The sequence below is a fragment of the Planococcus daihaiensis genome, from assembly GCF_049262615.1.
Lineage (GTDB): Bacteria > Bacillota > Bacilli > Bacillales_A > Planococcaceae > Planococcus.
Genome location: NZ_CP175504.1, coordinates 3,173,394 through 3,185,982 on the forward strand (window position 1 = coordinate 3,173,394; position 12,589 = coordinate 3,185,982).

Here is a 12,589-nt window from a genome sequence, read left to right on the forward strand (position 1 = left end):
AAGATGAATGGGAGAATTACAACGTACACCTTTATTTGAGTCGTACAAACAGTATGGCGGAAAAACAATCGATTTCGGCGGCTGGGAATTGCCTGTGCAGTTTTCAAGCATCAAAGAAGAGCACGAAGCTGTGAGAACAAAAGCAGGTCTTTTCGATGTATCGCATATGGGGGAAGTTTTGGTTTCCGGTCCGAAAAGTTTGGAATTTCTTCAAAACCTGCTGACCAATGACATTTCCAAGATCAAGGATGGACAGGCGCAATATACGGCGATGTGCTATCCGGACGGGGGCACTGTCGACGACCTGTTGACGTACCGCTTTGACGACGAACATTATATGCTGGTCGTCAACGCCTCGAATATCGACAAAGATTTTGAGTGGATGCAAAAGCATGTAATTGAAGGAGTTTCTCTGGAAAATGTGTCAGATCAATACGGTTTGCTTGCACTTCAGGGGCCCCTCGCTGAATCGGTTCTTCAGCGATTGACCGATGAAAATCTATCCGACATCAAACCTTTCCGTTTTAAAAAGGACGTTGTAATTGCCGGACACCCGGTTCTCATATCCCGTACCGGCTATACCGGAGAAAATGGCTTTGAAATCTACGCTTCTCCAAAAGCTTCCATTGCGTTATGGGACGAAATATTAAGTGAAGGCAAAGGGGACGGTGTTATTCCTGCCGGACTCGGCGCCCGTGATACATTGCGTTTTGAAGCTTGCCTGGCACTTTACGGACAGGAACTGTCAAAAGACATTTCGCCGCTGGAAGCTGGTATCAACTTTGTTGTTAAATTGGCGAAGGAAGATTTCATTGGCAAAGATGCGCTTGCTGCACAAAAAGAGGCTGGCGTTCCACGCAAGCTGGTGGGCATTGAAATGATCGACAAAGGCATTCCGCGCCATGGCTACCCGGTGTACCTGAACGATGAAAAGATCGGGGAAGTGACGACCGGCACGCAATCTCCTTCATTGAAGAAAAATATCGGACTCGCTCTTGTAGCGACGGAATTTGCTGAAATCGGCAAAGAATTTGAAGTTGAAATCCGCAATAAACGCCTGAAAGCCATTACAGTTGAAACGCCATTTTACAAACGCAGCAATTAATCTATTTGAAAAGGGGACTGCAATCGATGAAACATCGCTATTTACCAATGACGCCTCAAGATGAAAAAGCAATGCTCGACACAATCGGAATCGGGTCAATCGATGAATTATTTGCTGACATTCCGGAAAAAGTCCGTTTTAAAGGCGAATACAACATCAAAGCGGCAAAATCCGAGTCATCGCTGACAAAAGAATTGTCGCAATTGGCTGCCAAAAACGCCGATTCGAATTCTTATGCTTCATTCCTCGGCGCTGGCGTCTATGACCATTACAAGCCGATCATCGTGGATCATGTGATTTCACGTTCTGAGTTCTATACGGCCTACACACCTTATCAGCCGGAGATTTCTCAGGGCGAATTACAGGCGATTTTTGAATTCCAGACCATGATCAGTGAATTGACGGGCATGGAAATTGCCAACTCGTCGATGTATGACGGCGGCACAGCGCTTGCTGAAGCCGGCATGCTGGCTGCGGGCCATACGCGCCGCAAAAAAATTCTCGTGTCGCGCGCAGTCCATCCGGAAACGCGTGATGTGGTCCGTTCTTATGCGCTTGGACAGTCCATCGCAGTGGAAGAAATTCCATTGAAAGACGGACACACGGATCTCGAAGCCTTGAAAGATATGATTGATGACAACACCGCTGCAGTCATGATCCAGTATCCGAACTTCTTCGGCCAGGTGGAAAACCTGAAAGAAATCGAGCCGATCGTTCACGGTGCAGGCGCATTGTTCGCCGTCTCGTCAAACCCGCTGGCTCTTGGCGCGTTGACGTCGCCAGGCAAGCTCGGTGCAGATATTACAGTCGGTGATGCGCAGCCATTCGGCATTCCAGAAGCATTCGGCGGACCTCATTGCGGTTATTTCGCAGTGACCAAAGCGTTGATGCGAAAAGTGCCAGGCCGTCTTGTCGGTGAAACGACAGATGAAGACGGACGCCGCGGTTTCGTTTTGACCCTGCAGGCCAGAGAACAGCATATCCGCCGCGACAAAGCGACTTCGAATATCTGTTCGAATCAGGCATTGAATGCGTTGGCAGCATCCGTCGCGATGACAGCGCTCGGCAAACAAGGCACCAAGGAAATCGCCATCCAGAACATCACGAAAACACATTATATGAAGCAACAATTGAAAGCGGCCGGTTTTGACATCGCATTTGAAGGCGCTCATTTCAATGAGATCGTCGTTAAAACGGATTCAGCGGTTAAATCACTGAACGCTTCACTCCTTGAAAAAGGGATGATCGGCGGCTATGACCTGGGCTTGAGCTACGAAGAATTTGCAGGACACGTGCTTGTTGCCGTTACGGAACAGCGCACGAAAGAAGAAATTGATGCATTCGTGCAGGAAATGGGGGCTACTCATGCATAAAGACAACCAACCGCTCATTTTTGAAATGACGAAAGAAGGCCGTGTCGGCTACAGCCTGCCGGAACTCGATGTTCCTGAAGTGGATCTCGCTGCTCTATTGCCGGAAGGATTGCTACGCGTTGAAGCTGCCGATTTGCCGGAGGTTTCTGAACTGGATATCATGCGCCATTACACGGCTTTGTCCAAACGCAACCACGGAGTCGATTCCGGTTTCTACCCACTCGGCTCCTGCACAATGAAATACAATCCGAAAATCAACGAATCCGTTGCACGCTATTCCGGCTTTGCCAATATCCATCCGTTGCAGGATGAGTCAACTGTCCAAGGCGCGATGGAATTGATGTATGACCTCCAGGAACACCTGAAGGAAATTACGGGAATGGATGAAGTGACGCTTCAACCGGCCGCGGGTGCACACGGCGAGTGGACAGGTTTGATGATGATCCGTGCCTTCCACGAAGCGAATGGCGACACCAAACGCACAAAAGTTATCGTTCCGGATTCAGCGCATGGCACAAACCCTGCTTCTGCAACAGTAGCCGGATTTGAAACCGTGACGGTTAAATCGAACGAACATGGCCTCGTCGATTTGGATGATTTGAAACGGGTAGTCGGGGAAGACACTGCTGCATTGATGCTGACAAACCCGAATACACTGGGCCTTTTCGAAGAACAGATTTTGGAAATGGCAGCCATTATCCATGGAGTCGGCGGCAAGCTTTATTACGACGGCGCCAACCTGAATGCGGTTATGTCGAAAGCACGCCCGGGAGACATGGGCTTTGATGTGGTCCACTTGAATCTGCACAAGACGTTCACTGGCCCACACGGCGGCGGCGGACCGGGATCAGGTCCTGTCGGCGTCAATAAAGATTTATTGCCTTACTTGCCAAAACCGATTTTGGTCAAAAAGAATGATGTATTCACATTTGACTACGACCGCCCGCAATCGATCGGCCGCGTCAAACCGTTTTACGGCAACTTCGGCATTAACGTGCGTGCCTACACGTACATCCGCTCAATGGGGCCGGATGGCTTGAAAGCCGTGACGGAATATGCCGTTTTGAACGCGAACTATATGATGCGCCGATTGCAGCCACATTTCGATCTGCCATATGACCGCCATTGCAAACATGAATTTGTCCTGAGCGGCCGCCGCCAGAAAAAATTAGGCGTGCGCACGTTGGATATGGCAAAACGTCTGCTTGATTTCGGTTACCATCCACCGACAATCTACTTCCCGATAAATGTGGAAGAAGGCATGATGATCGAACCGACAGAAACGGAATCAAAAGAAACACTTGATGCGTTCATCGATGCAATGATCCAGATTGCCCGTGAAGTGGAAGAGAATCCAGAGATCGTCCAGGATGCGCCTCACACCACGGTCATCAAACGCCTCGATGAAACAAAAGCAGCGCGCAAACCCGTGTTGCGTTATTACAAAGCTGAATAATAGAAAAAAGCCTGGAAGCAGATTTTGCTTCCAGGCTTTTTTGGGCATTGCACAATGATTTTTTTGTGAAAAAAACTCTTCCACGGAGGAAGAGTGTGTGTTTTAGGATTTTGATCTGATTTTTCCGGTCCATTGCTTGAAACCGCCTTGCAATTGATAGACCTGGTCATAGCCCTGTTTTTTCAGGTAAATCGCTACACGGCCAGTGCGTGCGCCGTTCTGGTCATACAAATAAACGGGCTTGTCGGTGCGGATTTCCTTATAACGCTGTTTCATTTGAGTTTGTGGAATATTGCGCGCTCCAAGAATATGCCCTGCGGCGAAATCTTTGGGCTCGCGTACATCAATCAGCTGGGCTTTCCGGTAACCTTCGATGAATTGTTCCTGGGTAAGTGTGGTGACAGCTTTTTTCGCTTTGAAAAATGTTACCAGTGCATAAACAATAATCGCGAATAAGAACGCGGCGATAAAATACAAGAATTCCAATGGTCTTTCCCCTTTCTATTCTTCCTTCATTATAAGAGAAGTAGGTTCTTTAATTCAATGGCAATATTTCATTCAGCAATAAAAAAGAGGCGATGTTGTGAAAATTCTCAAGTTCGGATGCAAATTAATCTTCATGAAAATTTATCATTGCCAACGCTTTTCATGAGCAATGATGCGGTGCGAATAATATCACTTTTGACTCATTTTTAAAAAATCGATTTGCATAAAGCTTGTCAGCGCAGAGTTTGCCTTCATGTAAAGGCGGAGAGTCAAAATTTTGTTATGGAAACCAGTTTCAACATATAGTATTATGGGAACAGTATAAGTACTATATATTGTGTTTACCCCTATAATATAAAGGAGGATTTGTCAAATGGTTTCTGCAACTAAATCTGTTTTTACTTTAAATCCTGAAGCTCTGAACAGGGACATCGAGCAATTTTCGCAAGTACACCCAATTACACCTGACATGTCGACAACACATAAAGGCGTTTCCCGGCTGGTCATGATTGACCGCTACTCTTTCAAAGATACGGAAAAGAAAACGTTGAAGGCGGGAGATTTTGTCGTTTTGACCGTAAAAGAAGATCCGAAATTCCCGGCACGCGGACTCGGGTTTATTGTGTCCATCGACCGACAGGCCAATCAGGCGGAAGTTTGGATTGAGGAAAATTATCGCAGCGCGATTGATAATCAGGAGGACCTGGAAAACGGCATCGTCGTAAAATCTCTTGACGTTATCGAAAAACCCCTCGAAGTTTATTATGAACAAATTGCCAAACGGAATGCGACAGGGCTCGCTGCTGTGGAAAAAACAGAAGAAAAGAGACAGGAATGGTTTTCGAAATTTTATGAGCAGCTGGTCGGACTGAAGTTTATTCCTGCCGGACGCGTTCTTTACGGAGCGGGGGCTGACACGGACGTTACATATTTTAATTGTTATGTAATGCCATTTGTAGCAGATTCCCGTGAAGGAATTTCCGACCACCGCAAACAAGTGATGGAAATCATGAGCCGCGGCGGCGGTGTTGGCACAAACGGTTCGACTTTGCGTCCCCGCAATACGCTGGCGCGAGGTGTAAACGGCAAATCTTCCGGTTCAGTATCGTGGCTCGATGACATCGCGAAACTGACCCATCTGGTGGAACAAGGCGGATCGCGCCGTGGTGCACAGATGATCATGCTGGCAGACTGGCATCCGGACATCGCAGAATTCATCATCTCCAAAATGCAGAACCCGCGTATCCTCCGTTACCTGATCGAGAATACTGAAGATGAAACGATCCGGAAATTGGCGAAAGATAAACTGAAATTCAAGCCATTGACGGAACAGGAAGAAGCGATGTACCAAGGGGTTCTGAACTATCGTGCAATTCCGGGAATGGGCGGATTCAATGAAAAAATCATGCGCGACGCAGACACGAAACTTCGTGACGGCGGCACGTATTCAGTCCATAACGAGGAATTCCTGACAGGGGCGAACATTTCCGTAACTTTGACAAGTGATTTTATGGAAGCTGTGGAAAAAGACGCTGATTTCGACTTGCGTTTCCCGGCTGTAGAATCCTATTCAAAAGAAGAAATGGCGCTTTACAACGAACAATGGCAGGAAGTCGGCGATGTGCGCGAATGGGAGCGTTTGGGCCATAAAGTCCGCACTTACCGCACGATGAAAGCTCGTGATCTGTGGAACCTCATCAATGTTTGCGCCACTTATTCGGCGGAACCGGGCATCTTCTTCATCGATAACGCCAATGAAAAAACCAATGCCACAGCGTACGGCCAAAAAGTGGTTGCCACTAACCCTTGCGGCGAACAGCCGCTGGCACCCAATTCGGTTTGTAACCTGGCTGCAGTCAACCTGGCCAGATTCGCGGATCCGAAAACGAAGACGGTCGATTTTGAATCGCTGAAGGAAACGGTGCGCGTCGGTGTGCGCATGCAGGATAATGTCATTGACGCAACACCTTATTTCCTTGAAGAGAATCGTCTTCAAGCATTAGGTGAACGCCGCGTCGGTCTCGGAGTTATGGGACTCGCTGACCTGTTGATTTATTGTGATAAAGAATATGGCTCGCCGGAAGGCAATGAGCTTGTCGATGAAATCTTCAAGACCATCGCCATAGCAGCTTATGAAGTTTCGACTGAACTGGCGGCCGAACGCGGCAGCTTCCCGTTCCTTGAAGGGGAAACAGCAGAACAGACAGCAGCACTTCGCAAAGCATTCACTGAAACAGGATTTATGAAAGGCATGCCGGAAGAGATCCGTGAAGGCATTTTGGCGAACGGCATTCGCAATTCGCATTTGCTGACGGTTGCACCAACCGGTTCCACCGGCACGATGGTAGGCGTCTCGACGGGGCTTGAGCCTTATTATTCATTCACATACTACCGCAGTGGACGCCTTGGCAAGTTCATCGAAGTCAAAGCGGATATCGTTCGTGAATATTTGAAAAACAATCCGGAAGCCCGTGAAGACGATTTGCCGAAGGCTTTCATCACTTCCATGGAGCTGGCGCCGGAAGCGCATGCCGATGTGCAATGCATCATCCAGCGCTGGATCGATTCATCGATTTCAAAAACCGTCAATGCACCGCGCGGCTATACAGTCGAACAGGTGCAAGGCGTCTACGAACGGCTTTATAAAGGCGGTGCCAAAGGCGGAACGGTTTATGTTGACGGCAGCCGTGACTCCCAGGTGCTTACTTTGAAAGCGGAAGAAAACACATTTGAAGATGAAGCTCCGGAAGAAGTTCAGACAAAACGCCCGATCGTGTTGATCGACACGATCCAGGATCTGCGTTCGACGAATGTCACCATCGGTTCAGAAGTGGGCGACACGTGCCCGGTCTGCCGCAAAGGGACAGTTGAAGAAATGGGCGGCTGCAACACCTGCACGAATTGCGCGGCTCAATTGAAATGCGGACTATAAAAACTAAATAATAAAAGCGGGAGCCTTAGCTTCCGCTTTTATTTATTTGCGAACTTATTTATGGCAACGGCACCCAAAATTTAAGTTGTTCCCGGCATGCCGATTTTCCCGCTTATAGTTGCTCGATTCTGCTCGTATGATAAAATAATGAAGAAGTTATCGACGGGGAGTGAAGAAGATGCGCGTTTTGATATTGAATGGACCCAATCTGAACCGTCTTGGCAAACGGGAACCGGATGCCTACGGCACGTTTACGCTGGCCGAACTGGAACATGAACTGGAACAATTTGCATTCGATAATAGCATCGAGCTGACATGCAGCCAATCGAACCATGAAGGCGAAATAATTGACTGGCTTCAGCAGGCAGAACGTCAAAATCTGGATGGAGTCGTTCTGAACGCCGGTGCTTACACGCATACGAGCATTGCAATTCGGGATGCCATCGCTTCTATTCAAGTCCCTGTAATTGAAGTACATATTTCAAATGTTCATAAACGCGAAGACTTTCGCCACCATTCATATCTAGCGCCGGTGGCGGCAGGCCAGATCACGGGTTTTGGAAAAGATGTTTATTTCCTGGGTCTGCATGCTTTGCTGTTGCGAAATCAGAGAGGATGACCACATTGAAACTGCAAAAACTGCGAAACGAAATGGCTCAACAAAAAATTGAGGGATTCCTCATCACCAGCGAATTCAACCTTCGCTATATCACTGAATTTACAGGCTCATCGGGGCTGGCAATTGTTACGCCGGAAAAAGCGCTTTTTATCACAGATTTCCGGTACACCGAACAGGCAGCAGAGCAGTGTAAAGGTTTTGAAATCATCAAAGCCAAAACGAATCTGCTGGAAGAGACAGCGGACCAAGTGAAGAGTTTGGGACTGAAATCGCTCAGTTTTGAAAAAGATTTTGTTACATATTCAGCATACGAACAATACAAAGAAAAGATGGAGGCTGAATTGGTTCCAGTAAGTGGGATCATTGAAAAAATCCGCATAATCAAAACAGCTGAAGAAGTGGAAATCCTGCAAGCGGCTGCGAAAATCGCGGATGATGCCTATGAATACATTTGCACATTCATCAAACCCGGCCTGACTGAATTGGAAGTTTCAAATGAACTCGAATTCTTCATGCGCAAGCAAGGAGCAGAATCGTCTTCCTTTGATATCATCGTCGCATCGGGATTCCGTTCAGCTTTGCCTCACGGCAGGGCATCTGACAAAGTGATCGAATCAGGTGACTTTGTGACGATGGATTTTGGGGCTCTATATAATGGGTATATCTCGGATATCACACGGACAGTTGCCGTCGGTGAACCGTCTGAAAAATTGAAAGAAATTTATCAGATTGTGTTGGAAGCGCAGGAACTGGGCGTTGAAAAAATTGGACCCGGAATGACTGGCTTTGACGCGGATGCCATCGGACGTGATCATATCAAAGCCAAAGGGTATGGCGATGCATTTGGCCATTCGACAGGCCACGGCATCGGACTTGAAGTGCACGAAGCACCAGCCTTGTCAGCAAAATCACAGACAGTGCTGGAACCCGGTATGGCCGTGACTGTTGAACCGGGCATTTATTTGCCGGGTATTGGCGGAGTACGCATTGAAGATGATATACTAATTACCGAGTCCGGAAACGTAAGACTGACTAAATCGTCAAAAGAACTGCGCATTTTATAAAAACGGAGGAAATTATATGATTTCAGTAAACGATTTTAAAACAGGTGTAACAATTGAAGTGGATGGCGGCATTTGGCGCGTCATGGAATTCCAGCACGTAAAACCGGGTAAAGGAGCAGCTTTCGTTCGTTCGAAACTGCGCAATTTACGTACAGGCAGTGTCACGGAAAAAACATTCCGTGCAGGTGAAAAAGTGGCCAAAGCACAGATTGACAACAAAAAAATGCAATATTTATACGCAAACGGTGATGTCCATGCATTTATGGATACCGAAACATACGATCAAATCGAATTGCCGGAGAAAAGCATTGAATATGAATTGAAATTCCTGCAGGAAAACATGGAAGTTCAAGTTATCGAATTCCACGGCGAAGTGTTGGGCGTCGAATTGCCGAACACGGTTGTTCTGAAAGTTGTTGCAACGGATCCTGGCATTAAAGGGGATACGGCCAGCGGTGGAACAAAACCGGCTGTCCTATCTACAGGATTATCCGTTCAAGTGCCTTTCTTCATTAATGAAGACGATCACTTGATCATCAACACAACTGATGGTTCGTACGTTTCGCGTGCACAATAAAAAGTGAAATAACGCCTTCCTCCAGAGGGGGGCCGTTTTTTTAAAAGAACAATCTATAAGGTAAAAATATTTATACATAAGGGGAGAAGGACATTTTGAAAATACAGGAAATACGCGAAATCATCAAATTGGTCGATGGTTCATCGATCACCGAATTTAAATATGAAGCAGAAGGCGTTAAAATCAAACTGAAAAAAGAAAACGGCTCTGCAGCAACTGACTCATCAGCACCTGCAGCACCGGCCGTATCAACGCCACAGGCTCCTGCAGCACCTGCAGCGCCTCAAGCACCCGTGTCGGAAGCAAAAGCGCCGGAACCAACAACTGAATCTGAAGCTGCAAACGCAGATATGCATAAAATTCTGTCACCAATGGTCGGCACATTCTATCAGTCGCCATCACCGGAAGAAGCTGCATATGTGCAAGTGGGATCAAAAGTCTCTGGTGAACAGATTGTCTGCATCGTGGAAGCCATGAAACTCTTCAATGAAATTGAAGCTGAAGTTGATGGGGAAATTGCTGAAATTCTTGTAAAAGACGGACAACTCGTCGAATATGGCCAGCCTTTATTCCTCGTTAAAACAAACTGAGGAGGGGGGACATGACGATGAAAAAAGTATTGATTGCGAATCGCGGAGAAATTGCTGTGCGCATTATCCGTGCATGTAAGGAAATGGACATCGCAACAGTCGCAGTCTATTCCGAAGCCGATAAAGAAGCTCTGCACGTCGAGTTGGCGGATGAAGCGTATTGCATCGGTCCGAAACTTTCAAAAGACAGCTATTTAAACTTTTCAAACATCATTTCCGTGGCAAAATTAACCAATTGCGACGGCATCCATCCCGGTTACGGTTTTCTAGCAGAAAATGCAAGCTTTGCTGAGTTGTGTGAGGAATGCGATATCATGTTCATCGGGCCCACATCGGATGCGATTTCCAGAATGGGAACCAAGGATGTTGCCCGGGAAACAATGCGAAAAGCCGGTGTTCCTGTTGTGCCAGGCTCTACAGGAATTGTCGCCAGTGAAGAAGACGGATTGAAAATTGCCGAGAAACTTGGATTTCCGGTTATCATCAAAGCAACTGCCGGCGGCGGCGGAAAAGGGATCCGAGTGGCGAGAAGCCGTGAAGATTTCGTTACCGGCCTTCGCATGACGCAAAAGGAAGCTGCCGCAGCGTTTGGCAATCCTGGTGTTTATATTGAAAAATTCATCGAAGACTTCCGCCATATCGAAATTCAGGTATTGGCAGATTCCCACGGCAATGCTGTGCATCTCGGCGAGCGGGATTGTTCAATTCAGCGCCGCATGCAAAAATTGGTGGAAGAAGCTCCTTCGCCCGCTTTGTCTCCGGAACTTCGGGCAGAAATGGGCGATGCCGCAGTGAAAGCCGCATTAGCGGTGGATTACCGCGGTGCGGGTACAGTGGAATTCATCTTCGACGCCGTAAACCAGAAATTCTACTTCATGGAAATGAATACCCGCATCCAGGTGGAGCATCCGGTAACCGAGATGATCACGGGTGTGGATTTGATCCAACAGCAATTGCGTGTGGCTTCCGGTGAAACATTGAGTTTCGGCCAGGAAGACATTACGTTCAAAGGCTGGTCCATTGAATGCCGCATCAATGCTGAAAATCCTGCGAAGAATTTCATGCCTTCTGCCGGCCGTGTGGATATGTATCTGCCGCCGGGCGGTATGGGCGTTCGCATCGATTCAGCAATGTATTCCGGCTACAGCATACCGCCATATTATGATTCGATGGTGGCAAAACTGATTACGTTTGCCGATACGCGTGAAGAAGCAGTGGCCAAGATGAAACGGGCGCTGGGAGAATTTGTCATAGAAGGCGTATTCACAACAATTCCCTTCCATTTGAAATTGATGGACCATGAAGTTTTCAAATCAGGTGATTTCAATACGAAATTCCTTGAAAAGTATGATGTGTTGAATTCTTAAGGAGGAATGTCTTTATGGCTGAAAAAACGATTCCATATGTAAAGGTGAAACCGACGAATAAACAGGATCTCGGTAACATCGAGGTTGCGCCGGAAGTTCTTGAAATTATCGCCAGCATTGCTGCTTCCGATATTGAAGGAGTTGCCAGCATGCGCGGCAACTTTGCCTCAGGCGTTGCAGAACGTCTGGGCAAAAAAGTGCACGGCAAAGGCGTGAAGACGGAACTTTCCGCCGATGGCCTGATGATTGATGTGTATTGTGTGATCAATTACGGCGTTTCGATTCCGAAAACTGCCCAGAAAATTCAAGAGCAGGTGCGCCAAACGCTTGAGAACATGACTTCGCTGCAAACACAGGAAGTGAATGTCCATGTGACAGGCATCCAGTTTGAGTCACAGCAGATGATCGACTGAATAGAGGACGGCCCAACACCCGGTGCGGTGTTGGCCGGCTTTTTTAATTCCATAAAACTTGAATACAGAGGAACTGTCGGTATGCCAGGCGAAAAAATTCCGCCAGTAGTTCATGCTGCCGTTTTCCGAACATTTCAAACATGGAACTATCGGTGGATTATCTGTATAATGGGTGTTAATTAGCAGTGAAAAGGAGACCGGGTTTATTATGAAACGACATGAAGCACGCGAAAAAGCACTCCAGACTTTATTTCAGTTGGAGGGCACAGAATTGACGGTGGCAGAAGCGATCGAGCATGTTATGAACGGCAGCGATGATAATTTCTATAACCTGCTGGTCGAAGGCACCCATACGAATATGGCGGCTATCGACGAAAAATTAAAAGGTCATCTTGAAAACTGGTCTCTGGAAAGATTGCCGAAAATCGAGCGTACGATTTTGCGCATGGCTGTATTCGAATTGTCTTATATGGAAGATGCCCCCTCGCGCGTGGTCATGAATGAAGCAATCGAATTGAGCAAAACCTTCGGCGATAATACATCCAGCCGATTTGTGAACGGTGTATTGTCGAAGTTTACCGATGAACTCGAAAATTAATCTGGGGGG

12 protein-coding genes are annotated in these 12,589 nt (G+C 47.3%); 11 read left to right on the forward strand and 1 reads right to left on the reverse strand.

What is annotated here, in order from left to right; genetic code table 11:
- The first annotated feature begins 7 nt into the window (after positions 1-7).
- From gcvT to gcvPB, 3 genes are read left to right on the forward strand one after another with little or no spacing between them, the layout of a single operon-like run.
- Positions 8-1,105, forward strand: coding sequence for a glycine cleavage system aminomethyltransferase GcvT (gene gcvT / locus DHX103_RS15795; protein ID WP_422123168.1), 1,098 nt, complete (start codon positions 8-10; stop codon positions 1,103-1,105).
- Positions 1,106-1,131: 26 nt separating this feature from the next.
- Complete coding sequence (gene gcvPA, locus DHX103_RS15800) at positions 1,132-2,478, forward strand: aminomethyl-transferring glycine dehydrogenase subunit GcvPA (RefSeq protein ID WP_422123169.1); 1,347 nt, start codon at positions 1,132-1,134, stop codon at positions 2,476-2,478.
- Complete coding sequence (gene gcvPB / locus DHX103_RS15805) at positions 2,471-3,934, forward strand: aminomethyl-transferring glycine dehydrogenase subunit GcvPB (protein ID WP_422123170.1); 1,464 nt, start codon at positions 2,471-2,473, stop codon at positions 3,932-3,934. Before gcvPA ends, gcvPB begins: the two co-directional genes overlap by 8 nt.
- A 102-nt stretch (positions 3,935-4,036) precedes the next feature.
- On the opposite strand, the gene DHX103_RS15810 is transcribed toward gcvPB, so the two are convergent.
- The gene (locus DHX103_RS15810) at positions 4,037-4,420 is read right to left on the reverse strand and encodes a rhodanese-like domain-containing protein (protein ID WP_422123171.1); all 384 of its coding nucleotides are present in this window, start codon (positions 4,418-4,420) and stop codon (positions 4,037-4,039) included.
- A gap of 373 nt (positions 4,421-4,793) precedes the next feature.
- Between DHX103_RS15810 and DHX103_RS15815 the strand changes: the two genes are divergently transcribed.
- The 8 genes from DHX103_RS15815 to nusB all read left to right on the forward strand — a co-directional run bounded on the left by DHX103_RS15815 (position 4,794) and on the right by nusB (position 12,580).
- Positions 4,794-7,352 carry a vitamin B12-dependent ribonucleotide reductase gene (locus DHX103_RS15815; RefSeq protein WP_422123172.1) on the forward strand — a complete coding sequence of 853 codons (2,559 nt, stop codon included), beginning with the start codon at positions 4,794-4,796 and terminating at the stop codon, positions 7,350-7,352.
- Between the two features lie 178 nt (positions 7,353-7,530).
- Entirely contained in the window at positions 7,531-7,971 is a 441-nt protein-coding gene (gene aroQ, locus DHX103_RS15820) for a type II 3-dehydroquinate dehydratase (protein WP_422123173.1), read from the forward strand.
- Positions 7,968-9,035 carry a M24 family metallopeptidase gene (locus DHX103_RS15825; RefSeq protein WP_422123174.1) on the forward strand — a complete coding sequence of 356 codons (1,068 nt, stop codon included), beginning with the start codon at positions 7,968-7,970 and terminating at the stop codon, positions 9,033-9,035. The genes aroQ and DHX103_RS15825 overlap by 4 nt, the downstream gene beginning before the upstream one ends.
- 16 nt (positions 9,036-9,051) lie before the next feature.
- Complete coding sequence (gene efp, locus DHX103_RS15830) at positions 9,052-9,612, forward strand: elongation factor P (RefSeq protein ID WP_422123175.1); 561 nt, start codon at positions 9,052-9,054, stop codon at positions 9,610-9,612.
- A gap of 92 nt (positions 9,613-9,704) precedes the next feature.
- Entirely contained in the window at positions 9,705-10,202 is a 498-nt protein-coding gene (gene accB, locus DHX103_RS15835) for an acetyl-CoA carboxylase biotin carboxyl carrier protein (protein WP_422124804.1), read from the forward strand.
- Positions 10,203-10,219: 17 nt separating this feature from the next.
- Complete coding sequence (gene accC / locus DHX103_RS15840) at positions 10,220-11,569, forward strand: acetyl-CoA carboxylase biotin carboxylase subunit (RefSeq protein ID WP_422124805.1); 1,350 nt, start codon at positions 10,220-10,222, stop codon at positions 11,567-11,569.
- 14 nt (positions 11,570-11,583) lie between these two features.
- Positions 11,584-11,982, forward strand: a complete 399-nt coding sequence (locus tag DHX103_RS15845) for an Asp23/Gls24 family envelope stress response protein (protein ID WP_422123176.1) — start codon at positions 11,584-11,586, stop codon at positions 11,980-11,982.
- Positions 11,983-12,190: 208 nt separating this feature from the next.
- Complete coding sequence (nusB, locus tag DHX103_RS15850; protein ID WP_422123177.1) at positions 12,191-12,580, forward strand: transcription antitermination factor NusB; 390 nt, start codon at positions 12,191-12,193, stop codon at positions 12,578-12,580.
- The last annotated feature ends 9 nt before the right edge of the window (positions 12,581-12,589 follow it).